This window comes from Falsiphaeobacter marinintestinus (genome assembly GCF_007923355.1).
GTDB classification, from domain to species: domain Bacteria; phylum Pseudomonadota; class Alphaproteobacteria; order Rhodobacterales; family Rhodobacteraceae; genus Phaeobacter_A; species Phaeobacter_A marinintestinus.
On the sequence record NZ_VOGO01000011.1, the window covers coordinates 110,436 to 127,035 of the forward strand.

The 16,600-nt window shown below is 58.1% G+C and carries 13 protein-coding genes and 1 tRNA gene; 6 read left to right on the forward strand and 8 right to left on the reverse strand.

The window, feature by feature from the left end:
- Positions 1–4: 4 nt before the first annotated feature.
- Entirely contained in the window at positions 5–880 is an 876-nt protein-coding gene (locus tag FOY56_RS19595; RefSeq protein ID WP_146347846.1) for a branched-chain amino acid ABC transporter permease, read from the reverse strand.
- Between the two features lie 358 nt (positions 881–1,238).
- Between FOY56_RS19595 and FOY56_RS19600 the strand changes: the two genes are divergently transcribed.
- Complete coding sequence (locus tag FOY56_RS19600; RefSeq protein WP_146347847.1) at positions 1,239–1,856, forward strand: TetR/AcrR family transcriptional regulator; 618 nt, start codon at positions 1,239–1,241, stop codon at positions 1,854–1,856.
- 102 nt (positions 1,857–1,958) lie between these two features.
- Entirely contained in the window at positions 1,959–5,201 is a 3,243-nt protein-coding gene (locus FOY56_RS19605) for an acetyl-CoA carboxylase family protein (RefSeq protein ID WP_146347848.1), read from the forward strand.
- On the opposite strand, the gene FOY56_RS19610 is transcribed toward FOY56_RS19605, so the two are convergent.
- The 6 genes from FOY56_RS19610 to zrgA are packed head-to-tail and all read right to left on the reverse strand — an operon-like array spanning position 5,192 to position 9,873.
- Entirely contained in the window at positions 5,192–5,716 is a 525-nt protein-coding gene (locus tag FOY56_RS19610) for a DUF3299 domain-containing protein (protein ID WP_246139540.1), read from the reverse strand. The genes FOY56_RS19605 and FOY56_RS19610 overlap by 10 nt on opposite strands.
- 5 nt (positions 5,717–5,721) lie before the next feature.
- Positions 5,722–6,777: a hypothetical protein gene (locus tag FOY56_RS19615; protein ID WP_146347849.1), complete on the reverse strand. Its 1,056-nt coding sequence runs from the start codon at positions 6,775–6,777 to the stop codon at positions 5,722–5,724.
- Positions 6,777–7,283 (reverse strand): DUF3299 domain-containing protein, encoded by a 507-nt coding sequence (locus FOY56_RS19620; protein WP_146347850.1) that lies wholly within the window; start codon positions 7,281–7,283, stop codon positions 6,777–6,779. The genes FOY56_RS19615 and FOY56_RS19620 overlap by 1 nt, the downstream gene beginning before the upstream one ends.
- 12 nt (positions 7,284–7,295) lie before the next feature.
- Positions 7,296–8,546 carry an ABC transporter permease gene (locus FOY56_RS19625; RefSeq protein ID WP_146347851.1) on the reverse strand — a complete coding sequence of 417 codons (1,251 nt, stop codon included), beginning with the start codon at positions 8,544–8,546 and terminating at the stop codon, positions 7,296–7,298.
- The gene (locus tag FOY56_RS19630; protein WP_146347852.1) at positions 8,543–9,244 is read right to left on the reverse strand and encodes an ABC transporter ATP-binding protein; all 702 of its coding nucleotides are present in this window, start codon (positions 9,242–9,244) and stop codon (positions 8,543–8,545) included. Before FOY56_RS19630 ends, FOY56_RS19625 begins: the two co-directional genes overlap by 4 nt.
- 2 nt (positions 9,245–9,246) lie before the next feature.
- Entirely contained in the window at positions 9,247–9,873 is a 627-nt protein-coding gene (gene zrgA, locus FOY56_RS19635) for a zinc uptake protein ZrgA (RefSeq protein WP_146347853.1), read from the reverse strand.
- 285 nt (positions 9,874–10,158) lie between these two features.
- Here zrgA and FOY56_RS19640 point away from each other — a divergent pair, with 285 nt between their 5' ends.
- The 4 genes from FOY56_RS19640 (at position 10,159) to FOY56_RS19655 (ending at position 15,108) form a co-directional block, all read left to right on the forward strand.
- Positions 10,159–11,952, forward strand: a complete 1,794-nt coding sequence (locus FOY56_RS19640) for an FAD-dependent oxidoreductase (RefSeq protein ID WP_146347854.1) — start codon at positions 10,159–10,161, stop codon at positions 11,950–11,952.
- A complete protein-coding gene (locus tag FOY56_RS19645; RefSeq protein ID WP_146347855.1) occupies positions 11,949–13,829 on the forward strand; it encodes a 2-oxoacid:acceptor oxidoreductase subunit alpha in 1,881 nt (626 codons plus the stop codon). The genes FOY56_RS19640 and FOY56_RS19645 overlap by 4 nt, the downstream gene beginning before the upstream one ends.
- Positions 13,829–14,878: a 2-oxoacid:ferredoxin oxidoreductase subunit beta gene (locus FOY56_RS19650; RefSeq protein WP_146347856.1), complete on the forward strand. Its 1,050-nt coding sequence runs from the start codon at positions 13,829–13,831 to the stop codon at positions 14,876–14,878. Before FOY56_RS19645 ends, FOY56_RS19650 begins: the two co-directional genes overlap by 1 nt.
- A 154-nt stretch (positions 14,879–15,032) precedes the next feature.
- Positions 15,033–15,108, forward strand: a tRNA-Thr gene (locus tag FOY56_RS19655).
- 146 nt (positions 15,109–15,254) lie between these two features.
- Here FOY56_RS19655 and FOY56_RS19660 read toward each other — a convergent pair.
- Positions 15,255–16,334 (reverse strand): IS110 family RNA-guided transposase, encoded by a 1,080-nt coding sequence (locus FOY56_RS19660; protein WP_146347857.1) that lies wholly within the window; start codon positions 16,332–16,334, stop codon positions 15,255–15,257.
- Positions 16,335–16,600: the final 266 nt, after the last annotated feature.

Sequence of the window (16,600 nt, forward strand, 5' to 3'; positions counted from 1 at the left end):
ATCGTCAGACCTTCTTCGTGCGGACCTGGCTGAACAGGCCGTGCGGGCGGAAGACCAGAACGAACAGCAGCAAGGCGTAAGGTGCGATCTGCGAATACCCAGCCGCAAGATAGCGCGCGGCAAAGGGTTCGATCACCCCGACGATCAGCCCACCAATCAGGGCTCCGGGTAGCGACCCGAACCCGCCGATGACGGCTGCGGCAAACGCCTTGATGCCCATCAGACCCGCGTTCGGATCGATCGCGCCTTTCGAGGCATACAGGATACCGGCAATCGCTGCCGTGGCACCCGCAAGACCCCAGATCAGACCCTGTATGCGCTTCACGGGAATACCCATGTAATACGCGGCCATCTGGTTCTGCGACGCGGCCTGCATCGCCAGACCCAGCTTGGTGCGCTGAAAGAACTGAAACAGGAAAAACGTCAGCAACACGGTCACGACGATAATCGCAACATCGGCCATGCCCAGAACCAGCCCACCCAGATGGACATCGCCCAAGGCAAGTGGACTTTCCAGCGACTGAGGCTCGTGGCCCCAGATTGCCCCGGCGACAAAGCGGATAACAAAGCCCAAAGCGATGGTCAGGATAACGATGGCGGTCTGGCTTTGGCCGAACAGGTGGCGCAGCACCAGATAATCCAGCGCATACCCCAGAACGGCCATGATGCCGATGGACAAGACCGCCGCCAGCGCGAACGGAAGATCCATGTATTCGGCGTTGGTCAGGCCCAGGGCGATGAACGCGCCCAGCATCATGAAATCGCCCTGGGCGAAGTTCACAGCTTCGGTCGCTTTATAGATCAGCACGAATCCAAGCGCGATCAGACCGTATACACAGCCGTTCGCAAGACCGCTGACCAGCAGTTGCAAAAATTCCAAATTTTCCTCCCTCGCATTTCGGCAGATCGACCCCTTCGGCGGCGATTGCCGCGCTCCCTCCCGGGGTCTGCCATGCGTCGCTCCGGTTGATTCCCACCCGAAGCACGTTCGACATACCACGCAGTATGTCGCTGTATTGCCAAATCCTGTTTCGTGACGTTACGTTCCCGCACAAGGGGCCAGATTGAAGACGAAAGTGCAACAGAAAATATTTTCGCAGTGCGGAATTTGTGCAAAATTTCCGCATATGATTGATGATGCGCCAGACTGAAAAGATCTCCAGCTTCCTGCCACGTCACTTCCCTTGGAGTGCATATCGGCCCCCTGATATGTGCCCGAACCGGATCGGAACGCAGCCATGGATATTATGAACACAGACACATCCGCATCAAAGACCGAAATACTGGATGCCGCAGCGCGGTGTTTCATGGAGCTTGGAGTCAATGTCGCATCCATTGATGATGTGGCGCATAGACTGGGATCGACCAAGGGCCGTATCTATCATCACTTCCGATCCAAAGATGCTCTGGTGTCAGCGGTGCGTTTATGCGCGGTGCAGTTTACCCATCAGGCCGTTGGCCCGGTCAAAGACAACACGCTGCCTGCGGACGAGAATTTCCGCAACATGGCCCGCGCCCATATCGCGGCCGTCCTGAGCCACTTTGCGTACTGCAAAGTGTTCATCAACACCTTGTCCGGTGTGACCACCAAGTCGCTGACGCCTCAGGAACAGGTCCTGCAGCAAGAGATCCGGCAGGCCACCAGCGCGTATGAGAACCTGTATCGCGACGTTCTGCGCGCCGGGATGGATGCAGGCCTGTTTCAGGATCGCAATGTCTCGATCACCTTGCACAGCGTCGTTACGATGCTGAACGCTCCTGCGCAGTGGTATGTGCCCGGTCGTCCGGACAACGAAGAATTCCAACAAACCCTGATCGATCAACTGGCCGACATGGCCCTTGGATCCCTGCGCTAAACGCAGATCAGCTAAACTGACGGTACGGCACTCTGCCTGATCGCAGTTTGCGACCCGCCCCGGCCCATGCCAACATCGCGCCAACGAAAAGAGGCGCCTTTCATGACAGTCCAATCATTGTTGATCGCCAACCGGGGCGAAATTGCCATTCGTATTGCCCAGGCGGCCGCAGATCTTGGTATGCGCACGGTCGCGGTTCACACCCCTGATGACGCGGACAATCTGCATGTCTCGCTTTGTGATGCGGCCGTGGCCCTGCCGAAAACCGGGCCGCGCGGATATCTGGATGAACAGGCCATTATCGACGCCGCGCTGGCACAAGGCTGCGATGCGATCCACCCCGGATATGGCTTTCTCAGCGAGACTGCCGGGTTTGCCCAACGGGTCGAAGCGGCCGGGCTGATCTTTGTCGGACCGACACCCGAAACGATCAATCACTGCGGCAACAAGCTGTCCGCACGGACACTGGCCCAGGACAAGGAAGTGCCTGTGGTGCCGGGGATCGGTCAGATTACCAAAGCCGCAGACGCACATGCGTTTCTTGCCAGCCTTCCCGACGGGGCGGCTATGATGATCAAAGCTGCAGCTGGCGGCGGTGGTCGTGGGATGCGGGTTGTCCGCGACGCTGCTGACCTTGATGCCGCGCTGAACGCCTGCCGGGCGGAAGCCTTGCAAGCCTTTGGCGACGACGCGCTCTATGCCGAACGTTTGATCGAAACCGCCCGTCACATCGAAGTGCAGGTGATTGGTGACGGAACCGGGGCCGTGGCGCATTTGGGCGAGCGGGAATGCTCCCTGCAACGACGCCACCAGAAGATCATCGAAATCGCCCCCAGCCCATCTCTTTCCCAGACCACCCGCGATAATCTGTGCGCCGCTGCCCTGCGTATGGCACAGGCCGTCCGGTATCGCGGGCTTGGCACGTTTGAATTCCTGGTCGATCAAAACAGCGATGAGTTCTTTTTCATCGAAGTGAACCCGCGGCTTCAGGTCGAACACACCGTGACCGAAGACCTCTTTGGCGTCGATCTTGTCCAGACCCAGCTCAAAATTGCGGGCGGCGCCACCTTGTCAGACCTAAACCTCGACCAACCGAAACCGGCACCAACGGGCTACGCGCTGCAATGTCGGATCACGCTGGAAGACATCGACGACACAGGCATTGTCCGCCCGTCGTCCGGAACCGTGTCACACTATGAACCTCCCACCGGCCCCGGGTTTCGCGTCGATGGGTTCGCCTATGGCGGTTACCGCGTGCACACCGGGTTCGACCCGTTGCTGGCCAAGCTGATCGTCCGGTCGAAAGCCGCTGATTATTCAGCCGCGCTGCGCAAGGCCGATCGCGGTCTGGCCCGGTTCCGCATAGACGGCGTCACAACGAATATGCCGTTCCTGCGTGCTTTGGTGAATGATTCACAGGTGCAGACAAACGCCGTTTCGACACGCTGGGTCGAAGATCATATGCAGACACTGGCCCAATCCCAGACCAACTACCGGCCTGCGCCCACCGAAACGGCACAGGATCAGAACCAACCGTCCGAACCACCTTTGGCCGACGACGAAGCCGCAATCCGCGCCCCGATTCAAGGAACCCTGTCCGAGATCACGATTGCCGCCAATGATTACATCGCGCCGGGCCAGACCATCGCCATACTGGAAGCCATGAAGATGGAGCATCTGGTGACCGCTCAGCACACAGGGCAGGTGCTCAGGCTGGCCGCCAAAGTGGGCGACACGTTGGATCAATCCGGGCTGATTGCGACGATCCTGCCCGAGGACACCGATCATAGCGAACAGACCGACGAAAAGGTGACCGACCCTGACGCCATCCGGCCCGAACTGGGCGAGTTGCGTCAACGGCTGTCCATGGGGCAGGACGCGGCCCGCCTTACCCGTGTCGCCAAACGCAAAGCCTTGGGCAAAAGCACTGCGCGCGAAAACTTGGCGCGGTTATGTGACCCCGACAATTTTGATGAATACGGCGCGCTGGCGCTGGCTGCTCAACGCCGCCGCCGCGACCTGAGCGATCTGATCGCCAACACCACCGGCGATGGCATCATCACCGGCATAGGCGACGTCAACGCAGACTTGTTTGCCCCTGCGCAGACCCGCTGCGCCCTGGCGATTTATGATTATCTGGTTCTGGCAGGCACCCAGGGCGTGCAGAACCATGCCAAACAAGATCGTCTGTTCGCCGTGGCCCGCGATGCATCGCTTCCCGTGATCCTGTTCGCAGAAGGCGGCGGAGGGCGTCCGGGGGATAGCGACACGGGCGCGATCAGCGGGCTGGATGTCCCGACCTTCGCGACCTTCGCAACCCTAGCCGACAAGGTGCCGCTGATCGGCGTGGCGTCAGGCCGGTGTTTCGCCGGGAACGCCGCGCTGTTGGGGTGCTGCGACGTGATCATCGCCACCGAAGACGCCAACATCGGCATGGCCGGACCGGCCATGATCGAGGGCGGCGGGCTGGGCCGGTTCAAACCCGAAGACATCGGGCCGATTGATGTTCAGACCCAAAACGGCGTCGTCGATATCCGCGCAAAAGATGAGGAAGCCGCCTGTGACATTGCCAAAAAGGTGCTGTCTTACACGCAGGGCGATCTGAATGGTTGGTCCATCCCAGATCAAGCCAACCTGCGACACGCAATCCCGGAAAACCGAAAACGCGTCCATGACGTCCGGCAGGTGATCGATGGGCTTGCGGATGAAGGCTCAGTTCTGGAGCTTCGGGCCGATTATGGCATCGGCATCCGAACGGCATTTATCCGGGTGGAAGGGCGTGCATTCGGCCTGATGGCGAACAACGCGATGCATCTGGGCGGCGCCATCGACGGACCTGCCGCGCTGAAAGCCGCGCGGTTCATGGACCTGTGCAACAAATACGGCCTTCCGATCCTGTCGCTCTGCGATACGCCGGGATTCATCGTTGGCCCCGAGGCCGAAGAAACCGGACTGGTTCGCGACGTGTGTCAGATGTTCCTGTCAGCCGCAAAACTCACGGTGCCGGTTTTTGGCGTTGTCCTGCGCAAGGGATATGGGCTGGGTGCGATGGCCATGGTCGGCGGCGGCTTCCATGAAAACGCCTTCACAATCTCATGGCCCACGGGTGAATTCGGCGGCATGGGGCTGGAAGGCGCGGTTCAGCTTGGGTTTCGCAAAGAACTCGACGCGCTTACCGATCCGGACGAGAAACAGGCGCTGTTCGATAAGCTGGTCGCCAAGTTTTACGAACACGGCAAGGCACTATCGATTGGCGCTGTGTTTGAGGTCGACGCGGTCATCGACCCGGCCGACACACGCCGATGGGTCGTCAACGGTGCACGCAGTTTCAAACCTCAGGGTTGAAACGGTTCAATCTTGTCCGCCGACAACGCGTACCCCACCTCGGCCAGTTGCGTGGTGGTTCCGGCGGTGCCGAACATGCCGGTCACGTAAACCGGTTCAAAAACCCCTTCGCTTTGATAGGGCGGTTCGGCCGTGACCAGCACAAGCTGGTTCGCAGGCGGCGGCGGTACGTGGATGCAGGCCCCGACATAGGGCACAAGGATGAAGGCCGTCACGCCGTCCCCGGAGTAATCCAAGGGTACGACATAGCCCGGCAATCGTACGGTTTGTCCATTCCAGTCGGTTCGCACACCCGACGAGATCGGTTGATCCATCGCCGGACCTGAACCGTCATGTTGCACGAACCCCCGCAGTTGTTGGCTTAGAGAGTTGCCATCATTTGGCAGCAAATCGTCCCATGTCAGATCGACCACAGCCTCTGCGAAGGCGGGTACTCCGAACGCAGGAAGAGCCGCGATCCCCAATAACGTATCGCGCCGACTTAGCGAAATCCCAGACATCCGACTACTCTGCATTTGCATCATCCTCCGTTCGTCAGTGCCCCGGCCGCGCGGGCCTGCGCCACATAAACTGCAACCGATATCAGACCCATAGGCGTTGTCTGTTTGCGGTCCTCAAGCACAGTTTCCAAAAGCCGCGCCTGGGTCCAGTCATTTCTGGTCAAAAACTGGCGAGCAATCAATTCGGCACCATCAGCGCGCGTTTCGGCCAGTCTTTGCAGGGCCTTAGCGATTTGCGCCTGAACCTTGTCGTCGGTCAATCCATTGTGAATTGCCAGCGCTTCTACCACCTGCTCCAGTTTGTCCGCCGGTTGGCGGGGATCAGACAGAAACACCCGGTCTAGCTTGTCGACTCCGTCCGCGCCGTCCAACTCAACAAGCGCCGTGGCGAACGCGCCTAGATTGTTGGCCCAGTCCCAATCGGCGACACGGTCTATGAAATCGTGAACTTCCTTCCGCGCGACCGGCGACCCATCGATCCCCAGAAGCAGGACTCGAATTGACTGATACGTATACCCATCTCGGGTCCAGATCTGACGCACGAGATCCTCGCCGGAAAGCCGCAGATCCATCCCGCGCAACAGCGCATAGGGCGCCTTGTCGATTTCCTGCAACGCCAGTTGTCGCAGCGCAGGATCCGGATGGTCCTGCAGGTCTTCGAAAACTGCAAAGCGGTCTTTGGTATAGCTCAGACTCCATTCTGACGCGTTCGACAAAGCAACTGCGATGACCGGCCGGAACACCGAGCTGACATATGCTGCCCGAATCCAGGCGCCTTCTGCATCGCGGGCAAACAGTACAGCATCTGACCGGTTTGCCGCCATCTTGCGGCGCGTCACTGAATCGACAAGGAAAGGCGGCGCTTCAACGGTTTCAGTACCGCGCAACGTCTCGATCACGGCAAAGGCAAACGGGTTTTCGGGGTCGGGGCGCGCCAGTACCACGTGGTCACCACCTACCAGCCAGTCAACAGCCGTACGTTCAGGTTTTGTGTAGTGAAAGGAACAGGCGAAAGCCCCGGCGCCATATAGCGCCACGCCGCCGATCAACACCAGGCGCCACAGCCAAACCCGCATTATTCGTACCGCTCAATCGAGTCGGCTGTCATGTGATACCCTGCTTCGGCGATCTCGGTTGTGCTGGATTTTGCCAGCAGTTTCCCGGTGACCCACACGGCGTCCCACATGGAGTCCGATGGCCAGGCAATTTCCGACGTAACCAGAACCAGTTGATTCGGTGGCGGCGGCGGGACGTGGACGCAGGCCCCGACATAGGGCACCAACAGGAAAACGGTCGTGCTGCTGCCTTCCAGTTCCAGTGGTACGATATAGCCCGGCATTCTGACGACAAGACCGTCCAGTTCCATGTTCAGTTTGGCAGCATTTTCGTCGTATTCCGGCAACCAGGTATCGTTTTCCTGGTCAATCTCGCCAGCGCCGATGATTTCACCGTAAGGGGTGCCTGGCGGGATCAGATCGTCCCACGTGATCTCGCGCGATTGCGCGGAAAGGGCGGCACCGGGTAACAAAACTCCCGCCGCACCGATTTGCAGCAGCCCCCTGCGTGACAGGTTTACCGTCATCTCAGCCCTCCTTCAGATCCGCACCATCATACCATCGGCCAGCGATAGCCGATAGGCCCGCAAGGCTGGCAGCAAACTGACCAGCGTCGCGGCGCCGATCACTGCGCCCAGCACCTTTAGCTCACCTAAACTTGGGGCTTCGATTGGCAACCACAAGCCAAATGCCTGATCGATCAGCGGCTGAGCGATCATCAACCCAATGTATAGCAGCACAATCCCAAGTACGGCCCCGATGGCTGCCATCAGCGCGGCCTCGAACACCAACAAGCCCAGGATCGTCGCGGGTCGCGCGCCCATTGCACGCCAGATTGCCATTTCGCGGCGACGTTCATTCAGGCTGGAAAAAATCATCGCCATCATCCCGATCAGCGCGGTGAACACAACCATGCCCGACACCCCGATCAACGCGGTTTCGGCAACGCCGACGATCTGCCAAAGTTCTTGCAGGGCAACACCCGGAAGCACTGCCATGATTGGCTCTTGCTTGTATTCGTTGATCCACCGTTGCAGTCGAAACACCTGCAGGCGGGATTTCACACCAATCAGCGCCGAGGTGATTGCCGTTGGCCTCAGGTCCATGTCGCGAATGACCTCGACCGGAGTCGTCTGCGTCGATGTCTTGGCACCGCTTTGCCAGTCGACATGGATCGCTTCGATCGCTTGCAGGCTGACGATCACTGTGCGGTCCACCGGCGTGCCGGTCTTGGCCAGAATCCCCGTCACCCGAAACGGTTGGTCATCATGGCTGGTGAAAGACGCCAACCCATGTGCAACCACGATGGGGTCGCCAACCGCATAGCCCAAAGTGGTCGCCACGTCGGCGCCGATGACCGTGTCATAAAGGTCGTTCAGACCGGCGCCATCTTTGAATTCCAAACCCCGTCCGGCCCGGTATTTGTAACGGTCAAAAAACTCGGCCGTGGTCCCCATCACGCGAAACTGTTTATGACTGTCGCCAAGCGAGATCGGCACAATCCAGTCGACTTCGGGGCGGGCCGCAATATCCTGATAGCTGTCCCACGTCACATTGTTGGTCGCATTGCCGATGCGGAACACCGAATAGAGTAGCAATTGCACCGATCCTGACCGTGCGCCGACGATCAGATCTGTATTCGAAATCGTGTCGGCAAAACTGGCACGCGCCCCGGTCCGCACTTTTTCGACGCCCAGGAACAGGGCGACTGAAAGCGCTATCGACAGCACGGTCATGCCGACAGTCAGCGCCCGCGCCCGTAAGGAGCCAAGGATCAGACGCAGGATCATGCAAGTTGCCTTTCGGTCGTGGCGATGTCTTCCAGTCGCAGCACCCGGTCAAATCGGTGGCCCAGCCTTTCGTCATGGCTGACCATCAGCAGCGATGTTCCCGTGGCCTGCACCTGATCGAACAGAAGCCCCAGAAACGCGTCCTGCGTGTTTGCATCCAAAGCCGAGGTCGGTTCGTCTGCCACGATCAAAGGCGGCTGACCGATCAGGGCCCGCGCGACGGAAACCCGTTGCTGTTGACCGACGCTCAGACGCCCGGCCTGGGTCGACATCGAGCCGTCCGGCAACCCAAGAGCGGTACAAAGCCGGGCCGCCGTGGCAAGCGCATCCCCAGCCCGCTTTCGCCGGTCAGGCGCAAACTGCAGAGGCAGCAGGATGTTGTCGGCCACGGTGGCATAGGGCAGCAGGTTGAACTGTTGGAAAATCACTCCAATACGCTCGGCGCGAAACCGGTCGCGCGCGCCGGGTCGCAGGCTGGCCAGATCGGTTCCGTCCACGGCAACCAGCCCGGACTGGGCGACGACGATGCCGCAAATCAGAGACAGCAGAGTTGATTTGCCGGACCCGCTTTCGCCCAGCAATAAAACAGATTCCCCGCGTTCGACATTGAACGCGGGGACGCTTAGTTCGAAGGATGAGCGCCCCGGCCAACGGAACCGGACCTTGTTCAGAACAAGAGGAGGTGCGCTTTGTGTCAATGTCAGAGGTGTCCGCTCAGGTCCAAAACCGGCGCATCCCGTTCAACTTCGAACGCAGTGGCACCCTTGTCGGACACAAGCTGTACTTCGACCTCGCGGGCGTTTTCGAAAATCTTGAAATAGGTAAAGGCGATGCTTGTGGCTTCGGCGGGGCTGGTACAGGTCACAAGATATTCGGCGTGAAACTCGGTATGGTCTGCGTCGCCGTCTTCTTCATGTGCATGCTCAGCATGATCGTCATCATGATCATCGTGGTCTTTATGATCTGCGTTATCATGGTCTTTGTGATCCGCATCATCTTGATCGTCGTGCTCATCCCCTTCCAACCCAGCATGGGCTTCCGTGACCGAACATCCGGCAGCAGTGGGCAGAACGAACAGATCCAACGGCCCTGACAAAACCTCGATCGCGGCCTTGATTGCAAGCTTGTCCTCATCGGACGTGGCGGGATGCTCAAATCCGACGATATCCGCACCGGGGGCGTGGAACTCCATCGCGATCTGGGTACCGTCGATCGCGATATCCAGGACGCCAACTCCATGTTCGTGCGAGTCGGCATGGCGTTGGTTTTCCGCCATCAAAGGCGATGCAGTCAGCAAGGCAATTGTGGTCATCTGGAAAAGTTTCATTGTGGGGCCTCTCCCGGTTGTTCTCGATTTAATCAGGGATCACGGCAGAATGCGACAGGGTTTGGCATCACATTCGCCGGATGATTAACTTTGTAATGTTATAACATTGTGATCTCAAGCTGTCATTTGACGCCTCCGGATCATGACCTGCAAACCATCACAAATTGTCGCAAAAGGGCGGCAAATTGCCGGTCTTTGTGAACAGGCTCTTTACACCGGCTCAATCTGTGCGCTCACTATGTATGCCGTCGTACACGAAGGCCATGGCACCGAGGGGGGAGAGACTTGAAGCCAACGAATACAAACGATCCCGAGTATTTTCATAAAGTTGTTGATTGTCAGTATGCTTGTCCCGCGCACACGCCGGTGCCTGAATACATCCGCCTTATCGCACAGGAACGATATAGCGACGCCTATATGATCAACTGGGAAAGCAACGTTTTTCCTGGAGTTCTGGGCCGCACATGCGACCGTCCCTGCGAGCCCGCGTGCCGACGTGGCCGGGTCGAGGAAGAGCCCGTTGCAATCTGCCGGTTGAAACGTGTGGCCGCCGATTTCAAAGATGATGTCAGCAACCGGATGCCCAAAGCAGGCCCGAAGAACGGCAAGAAAATCGCTCTGATCGGAGGCGGGCCAGCCTCGCTCACAGTAGCGCGTGATCTTGCGCCTTTGGGGTATGAAATGCACCTCTTTGATGCGCAGGTCAAAGGCGGCGGGTTCATGCGTTCCGAAATCCCGTCTTTCCGTCTGCCCGAAAGCGTGCTGGATGAGGAAGTCGGCTATGTGCTCGACATGGGGGTACACGCACAGTTCGACACCTACATCGACAGCCTGCAGAGCATCCTCGACAAGGAATACGACGCGGTCTTTGTCGGCTGTGGCGCGCCGCGTGGTCGCGACCTGCCGAAGCTTCCGGGCCGTGCTGAGGCCGATGCCAATATCCATATCGGGCTCGACTGGCTGGCCAACGTCGCTTTCGATCACACCCAGACCATCGGCAAGCGGGTGATCGTACTGGGGGGGGGCAACACCGCAATGGATTGCTGCCGGACATCACGTCGACTGGGCGGGGAGGACGTCAAGGTGATCGTCCGGTCGCCGTTTGACTCGATGAAAGCCAGCCCTTGGGAAAAAGAGGATGCCATTCACGAAGGTATCCCGATCATCGACAACCATGTGCCCAAGGAATTCGTGCTGGAAAACGGCAAGTTGGTTGGTATGACCTTTGAAAAGGTCGAAGCTGTTTTTGACAAGGATGGCAAACGCAATCTGGTCCCCACAGGGGAAGAACCAGCCTTCTATCCCTGCGACGACGTGCTGATCGCCATCGGACAGGAAAACGCCTTTCCGTGGATCGAAGAGTCCACTGGCGTGCGCTTCACCAGTTGGGGCACGCCGATCATCAATGACGATGAAACGTTCCAGTCGACCCGCAAAGAGGTGTTTTTTGGCGGGGACGCTGCCTTTGGGCCGTCGAACATCATCACTGCCGTGGCCCATGGCCACAAGGCAGCGGTCTCAATTGATCTCTATTGTCAGGGCAAGGACCTTTCGGTGCGTCCGCCGCCGCATGTGACGCTTGTCAGCCAGAAGATGGGTATTCACGAGTGGAGCTATGACAGCATCCCCGTCGATGACAAACGCGAGGCGGTGCCTCTGGTCGATCTGAAAGCGGCGCTGAAAAGCAGGACGCTTGAAGTCGAACTTGGCTTTGATCTGGACACCGCGTTTGTTCAGGCCGAGCGATGTTTGAACTGCGACGCCCAGACCGTGTTTACCGAGGCAAACTGTATAGAATGTGATGCCTGCACCGATATCTGTCCTACCAGCTGCATCAGTTTTGTCGAAAACGCGCCCGAGGCCGAACTGAGGCAATCGCTGCTGGTGCCTGCCGAGACTCTGGATCAGGACATTTATGTCTCTGACACACTGGAAACCGGCAGGGTTCTGGTCAAGGACGAAGATGTCTGCCTGCATTGCGGGCTGTGTGCCGAACGCTGCCCGACAGCGGCATGGGACATGCAGATGTTCGCCTATAACCTTGCCAAGGCCGCGCCTATTCTGACGGAGGTCACATGAAACAGATCAAGGGCGTCAACGACTTTGTCGTCAAGTTCGCAAACGTAAACGGCACCGGGTCAGCCAGTGCCAACCATCTGTTCGCCAAGGCGATTTTTCGGATGGGCATCCCGGTCAGCCCGCGCAACATCTTTCCCTCGAATATTCAGGGTCTGCCGACGTGGTACGAAGTGCGCGTAAGCTCGAAGGGCTATCTTGGACGGCGCGGCGGCGTCGACATGATGGTTTGCGTCAATCCGCAAAGCATGGAGCAGGATGTGGCCAGCGTCGAACCCGGCGGCTATTTTCTGTATGACAACACCAAGCCTCTGGCCCAGCACCTGAAACGGGGCGACATCAGTTATTTCGGCGTTCCGCTGACCGAGATGTGCATGCGCGAGTTTCCGGTGCCCCGCTTGCAGCAACTGCTGAAAAACATGGTGTATGTCGGGGCGATGGCCGCACTTTTGGACATCAATTTTTCGATCCTCAAAGATCTGCTGAACGATCAGTTCAAGGGCAAGGAAAAACTGATTTCCTCAAACGTGCACGCGCTGGAAATGGGCTATCAATACGCCACCGAGACGTTCAAGTGTCCGCTGCCGATCCGGCTGGAGCAGGGCGGCAACGTTGCTCCGCACATTCTGGAAAGCGAACACATCCTGATGAACGGCAATACTGCTGCCGCTTTGGGGGCGATTTACGGTGGCGCGACAGTCGCGGCCTGGTACCCGATCACGCCTTCGACCTCGGTTGTTGACGCGTTCAGCAAATATGCCAAACGCATGCGGATTGATGCGGGCACCGGAAAAAAGAACTTTGCCATCGTTCAGGCCGAAGACGAACTGGCCGCAATGGGTATGGTTGTCGGCGCGGGCTGGAACGGTGCGCGGGCTTTTACTGCAACATCTGGCCCCGGATTGTCACTGATGAGCGAATTTCTGGGCCTTGCCTATTTCGCCGAAGTCCCGGTGGTTCTGATCAACGTGCAACGCTCGGGCCCATCGACCGGCATGCCGACGCGGTCACAGCAATCCGACATTCTGGCCGGGGCCTATGCCAGCCACGGCGATACCAAACAGGTGCTGTTGTTCCCGGCCACGCCACGCGAGTGTTTCGAAATGACGGTTCAGGCTTTTGATCTGGCCGACCGGTTGCAAACGCCGATCATCATGATGTCTGATCTGGACCTTGGCATGAACGACTGGATGTCGCCGCCGCTGGAATGGGACGACACCTATGAAATGGATCGCGGTAAGGTTTTGAACGCCGAAGAACTAGACAAGGCCGAAACCTGGGGCCGCTATCTGGATGTTGACGGCGATGGCATCTGCTATCGTACGCTGCCCGGTGCGCACCCATCAAAAGGAGCGTACTTCACGCGCGGGTCCTCGAAAAACGAAATGGCCGTCTATTCCGAACTGGGCGAGGATTACGTGCAAAACGTCGACCGCTTGCTGCGCAAGTTCGACACGGCCAAGTCTTATGTCCCACGGCCCAAGACTCACCCGCCGATTGAGGTGAAGAAACCCAAAACCGATCTGAAGCTGGGCGCGCTGTTCTTCGGTACTTCAGCCTCGCCATCGTATGAGGCGGTCGAGATTCTGGCGACCGAGGGCTATTCCATCAACACCATGCGGATCCGGGCCTTTCCGTTCCACGAAAGCCTCGATCAGTTCATTCACGATCATGATGTGGTCTTTGTGATCGAACAGAACCGCGACGGCCAGATGCGGCAGTTGATCATGAACGAATGTCAGATCGCGCCCAGCAAGCTGACCTCGGTGCTGAATTATTCGGGCACGCCGATCACGGCACGGGCCATTGCCGGAAAGATCCGCGAAACCCTGAGCACCCAACCCGAAAACGTTGTGCCCCTGCATCCGGAGACCGCCTGATGTCCTATATTAAGCCGAAATTCCGCCATCCCAACCTGCCCACCAACCGGCTGGGGTATACGGTTGCCGATTATGACGGCGCGGTCTCGACGCTGTGCGCTGGCTGCGGTCATGACAGTATTTCAGCCGCGATCCGCAACGCCTGTTTCGCCAGCGCCTTGGAACCCCACCGGATCGCCAAGATCTCGGGCATTGGGTGTTCGTCCAAGATGCCGACCTATTTCCTTGGCAAATCGCATGGTTTCAATTCAGTTCATGGCCGGATGCCGTCGGTTGCGACCGGGGCAAGCCTGGCCAACCGCGACCTGACCTATGTCGGAGTGTCGGGCGATGGTGACACCGCGTCTATCGGGATGGGCCAGTTCATCCACCTGATCCGACGCAATCTGAACATGACCTATATCGTGGCAAATAACGGCTGTTATGGTCTGACCAAGGGGCAAGACAGTGCGACGGCCGACCTCGGATCGGTTAGCAAAGCGGGCGACGCCAATCCGTTTGACGGCATCGATCTGGCCAGCCTTGCCATCCTGCAAGGTGCCAGTTTTGTCGGGCGCAGCTTTTCGGGTGACAAGACCCAGCTTGAGCCGCTGATCCGTGCCGCTATGGCCCACAAGGGCTTTGCGTTTATCGATGTGGTCAGCCCCTGTGTCACCTTCAACAACCATGCCGGGTCGACCAAAAGCTATTCGGAAACGCGCGATCATCTTGATGTGATGCCGCTGGATTTTGTGCCAATGCGCGAAGAGATCCGCACCCAATATGCCGAAGGCACCACGCAAAGCGTAACCCTGCATGACGGGTCGGTTATCCACCTGCACAAGGCCGACACAAGCTATCGTTCAGACGACCGCAAAAGTGCGATGCATGCGGTTCAGACCGCCGAAGACGAAGGCCGCATCCTGACCGGCCTGCTGTATCTGGACCCGGATTCACAGGATCTGCACCAGAACATCCAACTGGCGTCGCGTCCGCTGAATGAACTGGGCAAGGACGAACTTTGCCCCGGTAGCAAGGTTCTGAACAGCATCAACGAGGGCCTGCGCTGACTGGCGCTGGCTTTCTGCACACTGAATTTCGGCGACGCGCTTTCAGTGCTTTTGGCACAAACAGCGCTGCTGTCGAAATCCTGCCAAAACTGAACTTCAGCCCATCTGGCCCCTTGCACGGGCCAGATTCACGGCATAAATGACGGCCCGCAACGCCGCATTAGCTCAGCTGGTAGAGCAATCGCTTCGTAAGCGATGGGTCGGGGGTTCAAGTCCCTCATGCGGCACCATATTTTTTGTAAAATTTTATTTCTATCAATGAGTTGCGTGATTTTTATTAAATCGCATCCCCCAAAATATCCCCCGCGATAGCTTAGGTGCACGATTGACTGGCGTCTTCAAATTTGTCTGCGGTCTAGCTGCAGTTCTTTTCGTTTCAAGCGTTGATATCTCCCACAGCCAAGCCAGAAGGTAATCCCTCTGTTGGTCCGGCTATATTGCGGCATACATTTCTCGACGGTCGTGTTCGTTTTGTTGTGTCTAACAACTGTATTTCTAAGGCAGGTTGAAAGGCCCATTTCTGGCGAGCTTTGCACAGGGCGTTTGCGATTGTGACAAGCTTGCGAGCGACCGTTGTGATGACGACCTTGTGCGGTTTCCCGGCGGCACGCAGACGATCAGCGAAGACCTTGAGGACTGGATTGTGATGGCTGGCAACGAGAGCCGCCTGGAACATCACATGTCGCAATAGGCGCCGCCCGCCTGCAATGGCGCGCTTGCCGCGCATGGCTCCACTGTCATGTGCAATTGGTGCAAGACCCGTAAGCGCAGCGGCTTGCTCTCCGGTGATCTGGCCGAGTTCTGGCATTTCAGCGATCAGCATCGTGCTGGCGACAGGTCCGATCCCGGGGACGGATTGCAAGATGTCGGCAGTCTTGGCCATGCATTCATCTTTCGCGATGATCTGTTCAATCTGAGCTTCAAGCCCAGCAATTTGACAGTCTAGCAAGCCTTTGAGATCTTCGTCCATGTCCGCGAACATCTCGGCTGATCCGAGCTTTCCATGCGCCTTGATCTGCGCGAGAAGACGTTTTCGGGTCTCGACCAACTGGCCCCGCTTTGAGGTTAGGGCTCTGAGAAGACGCAATTTAGTATGTGGAAGGGTCCGCCCTGCATCTGGCCTGAACGCCATGAAGTGCGCAATGAGTTCCGCGTCGATCCGATCCGTTTTGGCCCGTGTGCCCCGGCTGGCAGCGAAGGCTTTGATCTGAGCTGGCGGCAATTGCCGCGTAACGATCCCTGCGGCATCCAGTATAGCCCATAGCCTCCATTTCTGGCCGCCGGTCGCCTCAAAACACACCAAGGCACTTTGTGAGAGAGCCATCTCGCTCAAACGCTCATGCCCTTCAGCCGTGTTGGGCAATCGAAGTCTTTGGTTGTCTGGCAAACAGTGAATATCCAACCAATCGCGGCTGACGTCTATGCCGATGATTGCAGACCGTGCTACCGTATCCATGGTCTCTTCCTTCTGATCCGTGGTCCTCGATGGCCACATGCAACTGTTCGAGATGATGAGGAGAGACGGTGCTGGCTCGCTAGCAAACGTGGTCAGGCCACCAGGCTCAGACGCCATACACCATCCCGCCAGCGACCTCGGCCAAGGTCGTTGACGGGCGCAACATAGCAAAGCGGAGATACAGAAGGCTCAGGATTCATAACCAAAACATGACGACAGCGGCCAGGGCACAGGCTGACAGGAAGACCTTGGGGCATCTGTCTTAG

Bases quoted from the DNA above. Each gene is read 5' to 3' on its own strand.
- FOY56_RS19600 (WP_146347847.1), top strand. From the start codon at position 1,239: ATGGATATTATGAACACAGACACATCCGCATCAAAGACCGAAATACTG.
- FOY56_RS19605 (WP_146347848.1), top strand. From the start codon at position 1,959: ATGACAGTCCAATCATTGTTGATCGCCAACCGGGGCGAAATTGCCATT.
- FOY56_RS19610 (WP_246139540.1), bottom strand. From the start codon at position 5,716: ATGCAGAGTAGTCGGATGTCTGGGATTTCGCTAAGTCGGCGCGATACG.
- FOY56_RS19615 (WP_146347849.1), bottom strand. From the start codon at position 6,777: ATGCGGGTTTGGCTGTGGCGCCTGGTGTTGATCGGCGGCGTGGCGCTA.
- FOY56_RS19620 (WP_146347850.1), bottom strand. From the start codon at position 7,283: ATGACGGTAAACCTGTCACGCAGGGGGCTGCTGCAAATCGGTGCGGCG.
- FOY56_RS19625 (WP_146347851.1), bottom strand. From the start codon at position 8,546: ATGATCCTGCGTCTGATCCTTGGCTCCTTACGGGCGCGGGCGCTGACT.
- zrgA (WP_146347853.1), bottom strand. From the start codon at position 9,873: ATGAAACTTTTCCAGATGACCACAATTGCCTTGCTGACTGCATCGCCT.
- FOY56_RS19645 (WP_146347855.1), top strand. From the start codon at position 11,949: ATGAAACAGATCAAGGGCGTCAACGACTTTGTCGTCAAGTTCGCAAAC.
- FOY56_RS19650 (WP_146347856.1), top strand. From the start codon at position 13,829: ATGTCCTATATTAAGCCGAAATTCCGCCATCCCAACCTGCCCACCAAC.
- FOY56_RS19660 (WP_146347857.1), bottom strand. From the start codon at position 16,334: ATGGATACGGTAGCACGGTCTGCAATCATCGGCATAGACGTCAGCCGC.